A 14890-nucleotide genomic window follows, 5' to 3' on the forward strand; every position below is an offset into this window, starting at 1 on the left:
CCTTGTCATCCCTTCATCACAAGGCTAAATCTGCCGACGCTCTAACGGGGTGCCTTATGTCCTACCGGACATCTGGCTGAGAGGCTTTGACCGGCCAACCCGCGGAACCTGATCCGGCTAACACCGGCGGAGGGATTAGACGCGTGACGAAATCATAGCGCCCTTTTCCCCTTCAAGACGAAACCAAAAAGGAGGCGCTGTCATGCAAGACCGTTCGCTATTGTCATTCTTCGCCGGCCTGGCCCTTGCCGCCGGAACGACCCTTTTCGCCATGCAGCCTGCTGCAGCGGCCGACAAGACCCTGACCATCTACACTTATGAGAGCTTCACTGCCGATTGGGGTCCGGGCGCCAAGGTCAAGGCCGCTTTCGAAAAGACCTGCGGCTGCACGGTCAATTATGTCAGCGTCACCGACGGCGTGGCGCTGCTCTCCCGCCTCAAGCTGGAGGGTGCGGGCACCAAGGCCGACGTCGTTCTCGGCCTCGACACCAATCTTGTCGACGAGGCCAAGGATACCGGCCTCTTCGATGTGAGCGGTGTCGACACGTCGGCCCTCAAGGTTCCCGGCGATTTCAAGGACGACGTCTTCGTGCCCTACGACTACGGCCATTTCGCCGTCATCTACGACAGCCAGACGGTCAAGAATCCGCCTAAGAGCATGAAGGATCTCGTCGAGGGCGATCCCTCGCAGAAAATCGTCATCGAGGATCCGCGCACCTCGACACCGGGACTCGGCCTGCTGCTCTGGGTCAAGTCGATCTATGGCGACAAGGCGGCAGATGCCTGGGCCAAGCTCAAGGGCCGTATCCTGACGGTAACCCCCGGCTGGTCGGAAGCCTACGACCTTTTCACCAAGGGCGAAGCGCCGATGGTGCTCTCCTACACGACGTCGCCGGCCTATCACATGATCGAGGACAAGACCGACCGCTACCAGGCCGCCGCCTTCTCGGAAGGACATTACATCCAGATCGAGGTCGCCGGCCTCATCAAGGCCTCGCCGAACAAGGAGCTCGCCCGCGATTTCCTGAAGTTCATGGTCTCTCCCGGCTTCCAGGACATCATCCCCACCAGCAACTGGATGATGCCGGTCTCGGCAACCTCCGAGCCACTGCCGGATGCCTTCAGCAAGCTCGTCGTGCCGACGAAGACTTTCCTGATGAGCCCCGCCGACGTCGACAAGAACCGCAAGGCCTGGATCGACGAATGGCTGACCGCCACCAGCGGCAACTGACGTCCTGACCATGCTGACGGCATCCGAAAGAAGACGCGCCATTTCCGGCGGGGCGCTCAGCCTCGCCGGCATCGTGCTCTTCGTCGGGGTTGCCGTGCTCGTCCTGCTTGCCGCCGGCATCGAGTCCGGCGGCGAAACCACGCTGGCGGATCCCTACCTGCTGCGCGTCCTGCGTTTCACGCTGCTGCAGGCGACGCTTTCGACGCTGCTCTCCGTCGTGCTTGCCATACCGGTGGCCCGCGCATTGGCACGTCAGCCGCGTTTCCCCGGCCGGCTGTGGCTCATCCGGCTGATGGCCGTGCCGATGGGCCTGCCGGTGCTGATCGGCGCGCTCGGCCTGCTCGGCATATGGGGCCGGCAGGGGCTGCTCAATCAGGCGCTTGCCGCGATCGGCCTGTCGCAGCCCGTCAGCATCTATGGCCTTACCGGCATCCTGCTGGCGCACGTCTTCTTCAACATGCCGCTCGCATGCCGGCTGATGCTGGCCGGACTGGAACGCGTGCCGGCGGAATACTGGCTTGTGGCCGGCGGGCTCGGCATGCGGCCCATCTCGGTCTTCCGCTTCATCGAATGGCCTGTCTTGCGGGGCCTCATTCCCGGCATTGCCGGCCTGATCTTCATGCTCTGCGCCACCAGTTTCACGCTGGTTCTGATTCTCGGCGGCGGTCCGGCTGCGACCACGCTTGAAGTGGCAATCTATCAGGCGCTCCGCTTCGATTTCGATCCCGCCCGCGCCGTGATGCTGTCGCTGCTGCAGATCGTCGTCACGGTCGCGATCCTCGGCGCCATGACGCTGTTCCGCTCGCCCGACGATCACGGCCTGACGAGCGGCCGCACACTGCGACGCATCGACGGGCAGATGCCGGCAGCCCGATGGGTCGATGCCGCGCTGCTGTCGGCGGCGGCGCTCTTTCTCGGCCTGCCGCTCGCTTCGGTCGTCGTTGCCGGCCTGGAGGCGAACCTTCCGAAGCTGGCTATCCAGCCGATTTTCCTGCAGGCGGCCGTCACGAGCCTTGCCATCGCCTTCGCCGCCGGGCTTCTCGCTGTCCTGACATCCTTGGCGATTATTCGCGCCCGATCGGTGATATCGGCGGATCGCCGCAAGACAATCAGCTTGCGCGGCCTGGCGATCGCGTTGAGCGGAAGCTCGTCGCTCATCCTGCTCGTCCCGCCGATCGTGCTGGCAACCGGTTGGTTCCTGGCGCTTCGGCCGCTGGGCGATCCCGGCGAATTCGCAGCCGTCCTCATCGTGATCGTCAATGCGCTGATGGCGCTTCCCTTCGTCATCCGCGTCGTCGAGCCGGCCTACGCCGTCCATGTCAGTCGCACCGGGCGGCTGGCGGCCAGCCTCGGCCTTCGCGGGATGTCTCGCCTTCGCCTGATCGATTGGCCGAGCCTGCGCAAGCCGTTCTTCACGGCCCTATCCTTTGCCATGGCCCTTTCGCTCGGCGATCTCGGCGCCGTGGCGCTCTTCGGCTCCAGCAGCCTGATGACCTTGCCCTGGCTGGTCTACAGCAAGCTCGGCAGCTACCGCACGAACGACGCCGATGGATATGCCTTGATCCTCGGCCTGGTCTGCCTTCTCCTCACCATTGCCGGGACAGCGGGCCAGGGCACGGGCGACCATGAAAGCAGGCGACATGACTGACCGCAATGACATGAAGGAACAAGGCATCGCCATGGCCGGCGTCGAGCTGCGCCTCGGCATGCATGATTTCCGCTTCGACTGCGCATTGCCGCAAGGCAGGATCATCGCCGTCGCCGGACCGTCGGGAGCCGGCAAATCGACCTTCCTCAATTTGCTGGCCGGTTTCGAGCAGCCCGATCGCGGCCGGGTGCTGCTGGCGGGACAGGACGTGACAGGCCTGCACCCCGCCGAACGGCCGGTGTCCCTCGTCTTTCAGGACAACAATCTCTTTGCCCATCTCGATCTGTTCACCAACATAGGCCTTGGCATCAGCCCCTCGTTGAAGCTCTCCGCGCAGGACCGTCAAAGGGTTTCCGAAGCACTCGCGCGCGTCGGCCTGCCCGGTTTCGAAAAGCGCAAGCCGGGCACGCTCTCCGGCGGCGAACGGCAGCGTGCCGCCTTCGCCCGCGCGCTGGTGCGCGACAAGCCCATCCTGCTGCTGGACGAACCCTTCGCGGCGCTCGATCCCGGCCTGCGCTCCGGCATGGTCGAACTTCTGAAAACCCTCCATCGCGAGACCGGCAATACCGTGCTGATCGTCTCGCACGATCCGGCCGAGGTACGGCGGCTTGCCGATCATGCCGTCTTCATCGATGGCGGTACGATCAGGCTTGCAGCCCCCATCGAAACCTTCCTGGAGACAGACGGCATTCCGGCCCTGACCACATTTTTGCAGCATTGAATGCGACGCGGCATCTTGGCGCCGGCTTTGCCTTAATTTCGTCGCGACGGGCGGCTGAAAGTCCTGGGAAATGCTTGCTAAAATACAACGCTGCCACATTTAAACGGAGTCTCGCTATGCAACCGGTGCCCAAATCGGCTACAGCAAGGGGTGGAGACCGTCCGGGTAGATGCGGATCGATGGGGGTGGAAGCAACCTTTATCGGCGCACGACAATGATCGGCCCGGTAACGATCAACCGGATATGGCGCCGAGCCGGCATGGCAGCGAAATGAGTAGGATACAGGTACTGAAGCAGAGCCAGCGAGCAGAACGAAGGAAAAGTGCGACCGTCGCAGCCTATTTGCGCCGCCTTGTCCCTCTCCTTGCCGCCGCGATCATATTGGACAGCTGCCAGACGGTGCTGGACCAATCCTATCAGCCGAGCGTTTCGCCTTCCGCCAACCCGCAAATCGTCTCCGAGGTGCAGAAGAACGATCCGCGTGCCCAGATGGGCGCCCGCGAGCATCCGCGCATCCTTGCGAGCTATGGCGGCGAATACAAGGATGCCAAGACCGAGCGGCTGGTTGCCCGCATCGCCGGCGCCCTGACCAGCGTGTCGGAAAATCCGCAGCAATCGTACCGCATCACCATTCTCAATTCGCCCTCGATCAACGCCTTCGCGCTGCCGGGCGGCTATCTCTATGTGACGCGCGGCCTGCTGGCGCTTGCCAACGACGCTTCGGAGGTCGCCGCCGTGCTGTCGCACGAAATGGCCCACGTCACCGCCAACCACGGCATCGAACGGCAGAAGCGCGAGGAGGCCGAGGTCATCGCCAGCCGCGTCGTCGCCGAGGTCCTGTCGAGCGATCTGGCCGGCAAGCAGGCGCTCGCCCGCGGCAAGCTGCGCCTTGCCGCCTTCTCGCGCCAGCAGGAATTGCAGGCCGACGAAATCGGCATCCGCACGCTTGGCCAGGCCGGCTACGATCCCTATGCCGCCGCCCGCTTCCTGAATGCCATGGAGGACTACAGCCGCTTCATGTCGGCCAACTCCGACGTGGACCAGAGCCTGGACTTCCTTTCGAGCCATCCGAGCACGCCGCAGCGCATCGACCTCGCCAAGGCGCATGCGCGTGAATTCGGCGAGGAAGGCAAGGTCGGCGACACCGGCCGCGACTATTATCTGAACGGCATCGACGGCCTGCTCTATGGCGACAGCCCCGAGGAAGGCTATGTACGCGGCCAGACCTTCCTGCATGGCGGCCTTGGAATCCGCTTCGACGTGCCGCCCGACTTCCGCATCGACAACAAGGTCGAGGCCGTGATGGCGACCGGACCCGGCGATATCGCCATCCGCTTCGACGGCGTTGCCGACACGGCGAACCAGAACCTGACGAATTATATTTCCAGCGGCTGGGTGACGGGTCTCGATCCCTCCTCGATCAAGTCGATCACCGTCAACGGCATGCCGGCCGCAACCGCGCGCGCTTCCGCCGACCGCTGGGATTTCGATGTGACCGTGATCCGCGACCGCACGCAGATCTTCCGCTTCCTGACGGCCGTGCCAAAGGGCAATATCGCCCAGCTCGATCAGACGGCGAATGTGCTCAGGGCCAGCTTCCGGCATATGACGCCGGACGAGGCTGCGTCGCTGAAGCCGTTGCGCGTTCGCGTCGTCACCGTCAAGCCCGGCGATACCATCACCACGCTTGCGGCTCGCATGATGGGCACGGACCGCAAGCTGGACCTGTTCAAACTGATCAATGCCCTGCCCACCGGCGCAAACATCGCGCCGGGCGACAAGGTCAAGATTATCGCGGAATAACAGTCAGCCCGCCATGTCACAGGCGAGACGGCAAGCCTCGCTCAGGCGTAGCTTGCCATGCGGGGATCCGCATCCACCAGCGCGTTGCGGAGCTTGTCCATCGCGCGGCTTTCGATCTGGCGCACACGCTCCTTGGAAATGCCGAGATCGGCCCCGAGCTCCTCGAGCGTCGCTCCGTCTTCGACCAGGCGTCGCGCCTGGATGATCTTCATCTCGCGCTCGTTGAGATGTTTCAACGCCGAGGCGAGCCAGATGCGGCGGCGCTCGCCGTCGATCATGTCGGAAACCTGTTCGTCCGGAAGCGGCTCGTCGCTGATAAGAAAATCGATCCGTTCCGCGCTTTCGGAATCGCCCGATATCGACGGCGCCTGCAGCGAGGTATCGCTGCTGGAAAGGCGCGCATCCATCGTCTGCACATCGGCAAGGCTGACGCCGAGCGCAACTGCGATTTCCTCATGGATCGACTGGACGGTAACGCTCGAATTGCTGCGCGCGAGCTTGGCGCGCAGGCGGCGAAGATTGAAGAACAGCGCCTTTTGCGCCGAACTCGTACCGCCGCGCACGATCGACCAGTTGCGCAGGATATAATCCTGGATCGAAGCGCGGATCCACCAGCTTGCATAGGTCGAGAAGCGAACCTCCCGTTCCGGCTCGAAGCGGGCGGCCGCTTCCAGCAGTCCCACATAACCTTCCTGGACGAGATCGCTCATCGGCAATCCGAAATTGCGGAATTTCCCCGCCATGGAGATGACGAGGCGCATATGGGCGGTTGCGATCTGATTGCGGGCACCCCGATCGTCGTGATCCTTCCAGCGTATGGCAAGATCATGCTCTTCGTCGCGATCGAGATAGGGAGCAGCCATGGCAACTTTGATCATGCGCCGATCTGCAGACATATTCGTCATACGCATCTCCTAGGTTCGGCCTCAAATCGTCTCTATGCCGCGGTCGACGAAAAGGGCAGCAAGCAGCGTTTCCGAACATCGCTGTTCGGATGGAAATCAATGAATGAAATGCAAAACGGAGACCGATACCCGGTTCGCCGGACAATCGATGACTAGTCTAGTTCGATCTCAGCGAACGGATCTGACGATTGAAGCATCTTCAGATCGCCGGGGGGCTTCGGATGAAAACGCATGGGCCGGTCCTCGTGAATGTCAATGAAACGGCCATCCGGACATATCTCCCACAGGAGCGCGCCCACACCGACCGTCAACACGAAGCTTAAACGCGGCAGCACAAAAAAGGTTCCAAAGAAAAAACCCGGCGCGAAGGCCGGGTTTTTTGAAGCGGTATGTGGCGCCTTGGCCTTATGCGGCTTCGTCCTGGGAATCGTCTTCCTCGACAGCCTTGCCGCGCTTCGGACCCTTGTTGAGGTTGGCCTCGACAAGGCGAACGGCTTCGGTTTCCGACATCTTGTTGACGGCGGCAATTTCCCGGGCCATGCGATCGAGCGCAGCTTCGTAGAGCTGGCGTTCGGAATAGGACTGCTCAGGCTGGTTCTCGGCGCGATAAAGATCGCGAACCACTTCCGCGATCGAGATCAGATCGCCCGAATTGATCTTGGCATCGTATTCCTGGGCGCGGCGCGACCACATGGTACGCTTCACGCGGGCCTTGCCCTGCACGACCTTCAGCGCCCGCTCGACGAAATCCGTTTCGGAAAGCTTGCGCATGCCAATGCTCATGGCCTTTGCCACCGGCACCTTCAAACGCATCTTGTCTTTCTCGAAATCGATTACGAACAGCTCGAGCTTCATGCCTGCGACTTCTTGTTCTTCGATCGCAGTGATCGTGCCGACGCCGTGGGCCGGATAAACGATCGCTTCGCCAGTCTTGAAGCCATGGCGTGCTGCTGAAGGTTTTTTCTGCTGGGTCGTCATTCTTTTCAAAAACTCCCTGTTACGCGCCCGGTTGGGGCCGGGGGCCGGGTCAGTCAGGCCCGGATGAGACGGACGTACCGTCGGGTCACTTCATCCTGGTCCAGCCAGACTTATGCAAAAAGAAACCATCCATCGCGATCCGGGACCCGACAACACAAAACGTTGATATGTCAAGGAAACCGCGTACGGATTGGTGATTTGCTTTCGTGATGGTTTTGGGCATGCGAAATGCCGCAGTGGATCAGTATGAGGAACCTATCACAAAAATCTGAGGAAATCAATAATTTGCTGCACGCGCGCCAAAAAGGTCACGTTGGCCGCCCTGCAGCCCAACGGCAGTGATTCGCTGTCTGCGATATCGACTACACCTTTATCGAAAGCCTGTCACGGCCTTCGATCAATCGCCGGCGCCAGGATTTGTCGAGAAGTATTTCTCGAACTTGCCCTGTTCGCCATCCATCTCCTTGGCCTCCGGCATCGCGTCGCGCTTGACCGTGATGTTCGGCCAGATGGCGGCATATTCCGCATTGATCTTCAGCCATTTGTCGAGGCCCGGCTCCGTATCGGGCTTGATCGCCTCGGCGGGACATTCCGGCTCGCAGACGCCGCAATCGATGCATTCGTCGGGATGGATGACGAGGAAGTTCTCGCCTTCGTAGAAGCAGTCGACAGGGCAGACTTCCACGCAATCGGTATATTTGCAGCGGATGCAATTGTCAGTCACGACATATGTCATGAAGCACTCCAGGAATGACTCTAGCTTCCGCGGATGCGCAACCTGGAACGTCGCACTTCGCCGCGGAGCCGAACGGGCAAACGGATGCGTCATGCGCAAACGCGCCGTCCAGCTGGTTACCGGCAGGTTGATCGTGAGGTATCGACTTTATCAGCCAATTTCAAGGACAAACAATCTTGAAAACCGCCTGTGACAGGCAGAGTTTTCTAATCGTCGTCGGCGGTGAGGCGATCAATTGCACGACGATCGCGTTTCGTGGGCCTTCCAGTGCCCGGCATCCTCAAAGCCTGCTCGAAAGCGGTGAGGCGTTTTGTCTCATCCGCCGGCGGCGTCAGATCGTCATAAAGCAGCTTCGCTTCCTCGAAAGGCCCCCTGCGCTCGCCGGAGCCGCGCACGACCAGAACGACGTTGCGCCGCTCCAGCGAGAGTTCGATGCGGTCGCCTGCCTTGACGCCATGGCTCGGCTGCACCACTCGCTCGCCATTCACCCGCACGCTGCCGTTCTGCACATAGAGTTGCGCCAGCGAGCGGGATTTCACCATGCGGGCAAAGAACAGCCATTTGTCGATGCGCTGACGCGAACCGGAAAATGGCTGTTTCTCGTCCGTCATGGCTTATTTCTTCATCTGCTCCTTGAGGGCAGCGAGCTTGGCGAAAGGAGAATCCGGATCGATCGGCTTTTCCTTGCGCGGCGGCTTGGCCTCGAAGCGCAACGGCTGCGAAGCGCCGCGATTGTTGCGGTCGTTCCGATCGTTGCGTTCCTGACGCTCGCCCCGCTCACCACGGTTGCCCTGATGCTGCGGACGTCCGCCCTCGCGATTGCCGCGCGGACCCTTGTCGCCACCGCGATTTTCACGACCGTCGCGACGGTCGCGTCCCTCGCGGTTGCCTTCGCCAGCCGCCTGCTCGCCACCGCTGCGGCGATTGCCTTGATGACCGCGACCCTCGCCCTGCTGGCCGCGACGGTCACCATGACCCCGGCCACCCTGACGCTGCTGATGGTCGTTGCGGCCACCCAGACGCCAGAGCAGAACCGGCTTCGGCTCCGTCGGTTCGACAGCCGCATCGGCGACCACGCTGACCTCTGCAGCCGCGGGAGCGGCTTCGGCAGGCGCATCGCCGGCAACTGTCGTTTCCTGTCCAGCCGTTTCCGGGGCAGCGACTTCCGTCTCCTTAGCCGGCTCGTCGGTCACGGCATCGGCGTCGTCGTGATCGGCCTTTTCAACGGCAGCATCCGCGGCCGGCGCCGGCGCGGCCGCGCTTGCGGTCGCATCCTGCTGCGCGAGGAAGGCTGTCGCCTCTTCGGCCTTCACGGCATCGGCACGATAGCCAAGACCCTTGAGGATCTCTTCCATATCCTCAAGCGTCGCGCCGAGGATGGAGAGCATCGAGGTCGTCGTCGTAAAGCGGCGGCCATCATAGGCGCCCTCGGGGCGCGAAGCCTGGCCGGGCTTCCACTGCAGCAGCGGGCGGATGAGGTCCGCCAGGCGCTCGAGGATATCGATGCGCACCGCGCGCTTGCCGAGGAACCGGAAGCCCGCAAGCTTGTAGAACATGCGCTCATAGCTCGGATCGGTGACGACCGAGGTGCGGCCAGCGGCGAGAACCGGAATGAGATCGCCATAGCCCGGCTTGTCCAGGCCGTCATTCTTCAGGGCCCAGAGCAGCGTGATGAGTTCGGCCGGGGCCGGCTTCAGCAACGCGGGCACAAAGATATGGTAGGCGCCGAAGCGGATGCCGTAACGGCGCATGGAGGCGCGCGCATCCTGATCCAGCGACTTCACTTCATCGGTGACGTCGCGGCGGAACAGGACACCCAGATTCTCGACCAGCTGGAAAGCCAGCCCCTTGGCCAGCCCCTGCAGATCCTCGGCGCGCGACAGATCGTCGAGCGGCTTCAGGATCGTGCTGATATGATGATTCACGAAGCGCTCGATGCGCGCCGCGACATGATCGCGCGCATTGCCGGTCAACTGCTCGTCGGCGAGCAGGATGACGCGCGGACGCATGATATGATCGCTACCCGACAGGCGCGCAACAGGATCGCCGAGCCAGCGCACGAGACCATCGGCGCTGATCGCAAGATCGCTGTTACCGGCCGCATGCATGCGCGCCGCGCGTGCCTCGAACTCCAGCGCAAGCGCCTTCAGCGAGGCAGTCTGGACAGCCTTGGCGTCCGGCCCCTCCGTTCCCGCGATAGGCGTGAACCGGAATCCGGTCAATTGTCCCACATGATGTCCCTCAACGAAGACATCCCCATTCACACTGATTTCAGCTTCCAGCATCGCATTCTCTCTCAGGCGCTTCATGAGCACAGATGTCCTGCGATCAACAAAGCGTTTCGTCAACCTCTCATGTAACGCGTCGGACAATCGATCTTCGATTTCCCGCGTCTTTTCTTGCCAGTGTGTCGGATCGGCAAGCCAGCCGGGCCGGTTCGACACATAGGTCCAAGTCCTTATCTGCGCGATTCGCGCCGAAAGCGTGTCGATCTCGCCATCCGTCCGATCGGCGCGGTGCACCTGTTCGGCAAGGAAGTCCTCTTTTACCGTGCCATAACGCACAAGGTCGGAAAAGAGGGCGGCAATGAGATCGGCATGCTGGGCAGGCGTAATGCGCCGATAGTCGGGAAGCGCACAGGCCTCCCACAATTTCTCAACCCGAGCCGGGCTGCTGGCAAGATCGACTATCTCCAGATCGCGTGACAGATATTCCAATGCCTGCTGGTCTACCGCAGGCAGCGCCCGCGTCAAGCCCTGCACGCGTGGCGCGTCTTCCAAACTTGCACGCAGCGCCGCGATCGAGGCGAAATCCGGATCCTTGCTGCGCCATTGCAGCACTTTCACCATGTCGAATTCATGCCCCTCGATCCGGCGCACCAATTCGTCGTCGAACGGATCCACCTGTCCCGTGACGCCGAAGGTGCCGTCCTTGAGATGACGGCCGGCACGGCCGGCGATCTGGCCGAGCTCGGCGGGATTGAGGTTGCGGAACTGGTAACCGTCGAACTTGCGATCCTGGGCAAAGGCGACATGATCGACGTCGAGATTGAGGCCCATGCCGATCGCATCGGTCGCAACCAGATACTCGACGTCGCCGGCCTGGTAGAGCGCCACCTGCGCGTTGCGGGTGCGCGGGCTCAGCGCGCCGAGGACGACGGCGGCGCCGCCGCGCTGGCGGCGGATGAGCTCCGCGATCGCATAGACCTCGTCGGCGGAAAAGGCGACGATCGCCGTGCGCTGCGGCAGGCGGGTGATCTTTTTCTGGCCGGCATAGAAGAGATGCGACAGTCGCGGCCGTTCAAGGACGGTGATCCCGGGCAGCAGCTGCTCGAGGATAGGCCGCATCGTACCGGCGCCGAGCAGCAGGGTCTCGTCCCGGCCGCGCAGATGCAGGATCCTGTCGGTGAAGATATGTCCGCGCTCCAGGTCGCCGGCAAGCTGCACCTCGTCGATGGCGACAAAGGAGGCGCGCGTCTCGCGCGGCATGGCCTCGACCGTGCAGACGGAGAAGCGCGCATTCGGCGGCGATATCTTCTCCTCGCCCGTCACCAGCGCGACATGCTGAGCCCCGACCTTCTCGACCACGCGCGTATAGACCTCGCGGGCAAGCAACCGCAACGGCAGGCCGATCACGCCGCTGCCGTGTGCCACCATGCGCTCGATGGCATAATGGGTCTTGCCGGTATTGGTCGGTCCGAGCACCGCGGTCACGCCGCGTCCGCTCAGGATCATAGGCTGCGAAGTCTGAGTCATGGGTCCGTGCATGGGCGAGAAACCGCCGTCTTCCGATCTGCGAGTTCCTCTTGGAGGAAACGAACAGATGACGACCATATGTGACAAAGGCAAGACCTGAATAAAAAAACAGATGCGGCAACAATCGATTTCATAATTGGTCGTCTCAACCACAAGCTACATTTACGCTGCATCCCATACGAGTCCCGGAGATTCCGGAACAGCCTGGGAACGAATCGGCGACGAATCGCTGACTCTTTATAGTTCTTTATTTGTTCACTACAACATATGGATTTTCGGGGGAAGATTTCTACCAGATGCTGAATCGCGTTTCGACGTCTTTTTCGTGGAAATGAGAGTCAAGCAACGAATCCGGAATGCCCGAAAATTTACGTCGCGACATGGTTAATTATTTGTAAAATTTTATAATTTCTACAAACTGGACGAAGGCGCCAGGAAACGGGCCAAAGCCGGAACGAATCGGCGACGAATCGCGGATTCCACATTATTCCGCTTTTGTTCTCCACAACATCTAGCGTTTTCCGGTGGGAATTTGCCGGACTCCGAATGGTTGAGCCGCGGATTCCGGCCGAATCTGTGATTGCGGCCGATCTTTTAGCGAGCGGAACTATAATGAATCAACAAATACACCCATAAGGTGCATCCGTTAACGCTTCGATCAAAGCCGGAACGAATCGGTGACGAATCGCGGATCGTCGCAGGTATCGTCTTTGTTCACGGCTACATGTCGTGTCCCGCCGGGACAGCATCGCTACATGAAGAACGGCACGGGCGCCGGCTTTGATGGCGAGTGCGCGGCAAATTAACCAATCAGCGCAGGAACCACCACTTTTCGGCGATCCCGCTTTCATCTGCGTTGCTCTTCCGGCGCGCGGCCAAGTGCGCCGGAAAGCCCCGATATTAACAAAAGTCCAAACAAGGAACGAATCATCGACGAATCACAGACATTCGGCCTTTCCCGTTTCGTTCACCGCAACCCATTGTATTTTAATCATATTTTAACCATAGAAACAGGTCTCGCGCTGTTCTCGCCGCCGCTGCGCCGCGCTGTCGCGTTAACCTTTCGCTGACCATTGAGGCGGCTGCTTACCGGCATTTTTATTTCTTAGCCGGAACAATTGTCGGGGCCGCAAGTTTCTATGAGCAGAATTGAGAAACTCCGCCCATCACTGGGAATAGATTTGAACTGAAGCCGCTGAAACATGACGCCGCATCGAACATGGATGCCGGCGTAGCAGTCAAGCGACGGACATGGAGGAGACATATCATGCTTGGTACGGTATTGCTTGTCATACTGATTCTGCTGCTGGTCGGCGCACTTCCCAACTGGGGTTACAGCCGCGCATGGGGGTACGGTCCATCAGGCGGTCTCGGGCTTGTTCTCGTCATTGTCCTCATTTTGTTGTTGATGGGGCGGATCTGATCCGCAGGTTATTGTTCAAACTTCGCAACACCAGGGAGCTAACACTATGAAGAAGATCATCGTCGCGATCGCCCTCGTCGGCGCGTTGGCGTCGTGCACTGCAACGGAAAAAGGCACAGCCATCGGCGCCGGCACCGGCGCCCTGATCGGCGGCGTGGCCACGCATAGCTGGGGCGGGGCGGCTGTCGGCGCCGTGGCCGGCGGCGTCGTCGGCAACCTTATCGGACGCTCGCACGAGCGCCGCGGCTACTGCATCTATCGCGACCGCTATGGTCACCGCTATGAGGCCCGTTGCCGCTAAGACCGGGTTCTTGTGACCGGCCGCAACAGGCGACCGGTCACGACCACCGGCCTCTGGCCCAAACTCGGGAAACACCAGTGTCTGAAAGACGATCCTCTTTCCGCGCTATCCATCGCGGGGAGCAAGCAGTGTTTTGAGAAAGGACCGGCACCATGGCCGCAATCATCGCAAGCATTGCAGCATTTGTGCTGATCGGAACCACTTTCTACGCGCTCGGATGCGCGATAAGGGCGCGGGACAAGGAGAAGCGGGAGGTGGCGCTGGACGCCGTCATCCTCGAATTCAAGCCGCGACAGAGACAGCAGGCGCATTCAAGACGCGGATGATCGCCGGCTGGCCCGGCAATCCCGTTTGAGACGCAATCGACGAAAAAAGGCTCGGCGCTTCATGGAATCGCCGAGCCTTTCGATTTCTTTGCCTTATGCAATTGCGCATGGAAAACCGCCACGCGATTTTCCTGGAATTGCCTTAGACGACGAACTGGCCGCCGTTGGCGCTGATCGTCGATCCCGTGATGAAACCGGCATCGTCGCTGGCAAGGAACACCGCCACGCGGGCAATTTCCTCAGGCTCGCCCAGCCGCCCCACGGGGATCTGCGGGATGATGCGTTCGTTCAGCACCTTTTCCGGCACGGCAAGCACCATCTCCGTGCCGATATAGCCGGGGCAGATGGCATTCACGGTAATGTTCTTGGCGGCGCCCTCCTGCGCGAGGGCCTTGGTGAAGCCGAGATCGCCGGCCTTGGCGGCCGAATAGTTCGCCTGCCCCATCTGCCCTTTCTGACCGTTGATCGAGGAGATGTTGATGATGCGGCCGAAGCTGCGGTCGCGCATCCCCTGCCAGACATGATGGGTCATGTTGAACAGGCCGGTAAGGTTGGTGTTGATGACCTCATGCCATTGCTGCGGCGTCATCTTGTGGAACATGGCGTCGCGGGTAATGCCGGCATTGTTGACCAGGATCTCGACATGGCCGAGATCGTGCTCGACCTTGGCGATGCCCTTGCCGCAGGCCTCGTAGTCGGTCACGTCCCACTTATGGACGGAGATACCGGTCACATCATGGAAAGCCCGGGCCTTTTCGTCGTTGCCGGCATAGGTCGCCGCCACCTTATAGCCCGCATTGTGCAGCGCCATCGAAATGGCCGCGCCGATGCCGCGCGTTCCTCCGGTTACCAATGCCACTCTGCTCATGTGCCACTCCCCTTTGTTGTCGCGGAGACGGGACGCCCGAACATCGGATCGCCCGCCCCGCTTTCACCGCTTCTTCTGGAAAATCCCTTACGAGACGCTTCAGAGCGCCTCGAAGCACATGGCGACACCCATGCCGCCGCCGATGCACAGCGTGGCGAGCCCCTTGCGGGCGCCACGACGCTTCATTTCGAACAG

The 14890-nt window shown here is 61.2% G+C and carries 14 protein-coding genes and 1 riboswitch; of the genes, 7 read left to right on the forward strand and 7 right to left on the reverse strand.

Annotated elements, in window-relative coordinates:
* Window positions 1–35: 35 nt before the first annotated feature.
* A riboswitch (TPP riboswitch) is annotated at window positions 36–152 on the forward strand.
* 50 nt (window positions 153–202) lie between these two features.
* From thiB to ACQZ6J_RS15560, 4 genes are all read left to right on the forward strand, one after another.
* Window positions 203–1231, forward strand: coding sequence for a thiamine ABC transporter substrate binding subunit (gene thiB / locus ACQZ6J_RS15545; RefSeq protein WP_449084698.1), 1029 nt, complete (start codon window positions 203–205; stop codon window positions 1229–1231).
* A gap of 10 nt (window positions 1232–1241) precedes the next feature.
* Window positions 1242–2879, forward strand: a complete 1638-nt coding sequence (gene thiP / locus ACQZ6J_RS15550; protein WP_449084699.1) for a thiamine/thiamine pyrophosphate ABC transporter permease ThiP — start codon at window positions 1242–1244, stop codon at window positions 2877–2879.
* A complete protein-coding gene (locus tag ACQZ6J_RS15555; RefSeq protein ID WP_449084700.1) occupies window positions 2872–3600 on the forward strand; it encodes a thiamine ABC transporter ATP-binding protein in 729 nt (242 codons plus the stop codon). The genes thiP and ACQZ6J_RS15555 overlap by 8 nt, the downstream gene beginning before the upstream one ends.
* A gap of 270 nt (window positions 3601–3870) precedes the next feature.
* A complete protein-coding gene (locus ACQZ6J_RS15560; protein ID WP_163987238.1) occupies window positions 3871–5403 on the forward strand; it encodes a M48 family metalloprotease in 1533 nt (510 codons plus the stop codon).
* 41 nt (window positions 5404–5444) lie between these two features.
* Here the strand turns inward: ACQZ6J_RS15560 and ACQZ6J_RS15565 are convergent, their stop codons facing one another.
* The 5 genes from ACQZ6J_RS15565 to ACQZ6J_RS15585 form a co-directional block, all read right to left on the reverse strand.
* Window positions 5445–6308, reverse strand: a complete 864-nt coding sequence (locus ACQZ6J_RS15565) for an RNA polymerase factor sigma-32 (protein WP_163987239.1) — start codon at window positions 6306–6308, stop codon at window positions 5445–5447.
* A 405-nt stretch (window positions 6309–6713) separates the two neighbouring features.
* Window positions 6714–7286 carry a CarD family transcriptional regulator gene (locus tag ACQZ6J_RS15570; RefSeq protein ID WP_163987240.1) on the reverse strand — a complete coding sequence of 191 codons (573 nt, stop codon included), beginning with the start codon at window positions 7284–7286 and terminating at the stop codon, window positions 6714–6716.
* 397 nt (window positions 7287–7683) lie between these two features.
* The gene (gene fdxA / locus ACQZ6J_RS15575; protein ID WP_163987241.1) at window positions 7684–8022 is read right to left on the reverse strand and encodes a ferredoxin FdxA; all 339 of its coding nucleotides are present in this window, start codon (window positions 8020–8022) and stop codon (window positions 7684–7686) included.
* 206 nt (window positions 8023–8228) lie between these two features.
* A complete protein-coding gene (locus ACQZ6J_RS15580; RefSeq protein WP_163987242.1) occupies window positions 8229–8633 on the reverse strand; it encodes an RNA-binding S4 domain-containing protein in 405 nt (134 codons plus the stop codon).
* 3 nt (window positions 8634–8636) lie between these two features.
* Window positions 8637–11777: a helicase-related protein gene (locus ACQZ6J_RS15585; protein WP_449084701.1), complete on the reverse strand. Its 3141-nt coding sequence runs from the start codon at window positions 11775–11777 to the stop codon at window positions 8637–8639.
* A gap of 1267 nt (window positions 11778–13044) precedes the next feature.
* On the opposite strand from ACQZ6J_RS15585, the gene ACQZ6J_RS15590 reads away from it, so the two are divergent.
* From ACQZ6J_RS15590 to ACQZ6J_RS15600, 3 genes are all read left to right on the forward strand, one after another.
* Entirely contained in the window at window positions 13045–13200 is a 156-nt protein-coding gene (locus ACQZ6J_RS15590; RefSeq protein ID WP_163987244.1) for a DUF3309 family protein, read from the forward strand.
* Window positions 13201–13246: 46 nt separating this feature from the next.
* Entirely contained in the window at window positions 13247–13501 is a 255-nt protein-coding gene (locus ACQZ6J_RS15595; RefSeq protein ID WP_112341591.1) for a YMGG-like glycine zipper-containing protein, read from the forward strand.
* A gap of 152 nt (window positions 13502–13653) precedes the next feature.
* On the forward strand, window positions 13654–13827 hold the full coding sequence (locus tag ACQZ6J_RS15600; RefSeq protein WP_204326575.1) for a hypothetical protein: 174 nt from the start codon (window positions 13654–13656) through the stop codon (window positions 13825–13827).
* A 142-nt stretch (window positions 13828–13969) separates the two neighbouring features.
* Here ACQZ6J_RS15600 and phbB read toward each other — a convergent pair whose 3' ends face one another.
* The gene (gene phbB / locus ACQZ6J_RS15605) at window positions 13970–14695 is read right to left on the reverse strand and encodes an acetoacetyl-CoA reductase (RefSeq protein ID WP_449084702.1); all 726 of its coding nucleotides are present in this window, start codon (window positions 14693–14695) and stop codon (window positions 13970–13972) included.
* Window positions 14696–14794: 99 nt separating this feature from the next.
* A partial coding sequence (locus ACQZ6J_RS15610; RefSeq protein ID WP_449084717.1) for a hypothetical protein occupies window positions 14795–14890 on the reverse strand: 96 nt, incomplete at its 5' end.

Source organism: Rhizobium sp. A37_96, assembly GCF_053521765.1.

Bases quoted from the DNA above. Each gene is read 5' to 3' on its own strand.
- thiB (WP_449084698.1), top strand. From the start codon at position 203: ATGCAAGACCGTTCGCTATTGTCATTCTTCGCCGGCCTGGCCCTTGCC.
- thiP (WP_449084699.1), top strand. From the start codon at position 1,242: ATGCTGACGGCATCCGAAAGAAGACGCGCCATTTCCGGCGGGGCGCTC.
- ACQZ6J_RS15555 (WP_449084700.1), top strand. From the start codon at position 2,872: ATGACTGACCGCAATGACATGAAGGAACAAGGCATCGCCATGGCCGGC.
- ACQZ6J_RS15560 (WP_163987238.1), top strand. From the start codon at position 3,871: ATGAGTAGGATACAGGTACTGAAGCAGAGCCAGCGAGCAGAACGAAGG.
- ACQZ6J_RS15565 (WP_163987239.1), bottom strand. From the start codon at position 6,308: ATGACGAATATGTCTGCAGATCGGCGCATGATCAAAGTTGCCATGGCT.
- ACQZ6J_RS15570 (WP_163987240.1), bottom strand. From the start codon at position 7,286: ATGACGACCCAGCAGAAAAAACCTTCAGCAGCACGCCATGGCTTCAAG.
- fdxA (WP_163987241.1), bottom strand. From the start codon at position 8,022: ATGACATATGTCGTGACTGACAATTGCATCCGCTGCAAATATACCGAT.
- ACQZ6J_RS15580 (WP_163987242.1), bottom strand. From the start codon at position 8,633: ATGACGGACGAGAAACAGCCATTTTCCGGTTCGCGTCAGCGCATCGAC.
- ACQZ6J_RS15585 (WP_449084701.1), bottom strand. From the start codon at position 11,777: ATGACTCAGACTTCGCAGCCTATGATCCTGAGCGGACGCGGCGTGACC.
- ACQZ6J_RS15590 (WP_163987244.1), top strand. From the start codon at position 13,045: ATGCTTGGTACGGTATTGCTTGTCATACTGATTCTGCTGCTGGTCGGC.
- ACQZ6J_RS15595 (WP_112341591.1), top strand. From the start codon at position 13,247: ATGAAGAAGATCATCGTCGCGATCGCCCTCGTCGGCGCGTTGGCGTCG.
- ACQZ6J_RS15600 (WP_204326575.1), top strand. From the start codon at position 13,654: ATGGCCGCAATCATCGCAAGCATTGCAGCATTTGTGCTGATCGGAACC.
- phbB (WP_449084702.1), bottom strand. From the start codon at position 14,695: ATGAGCAGAGTGGCATTGGTAACCGGAGGAACGCGCGGCATCGGCGCG.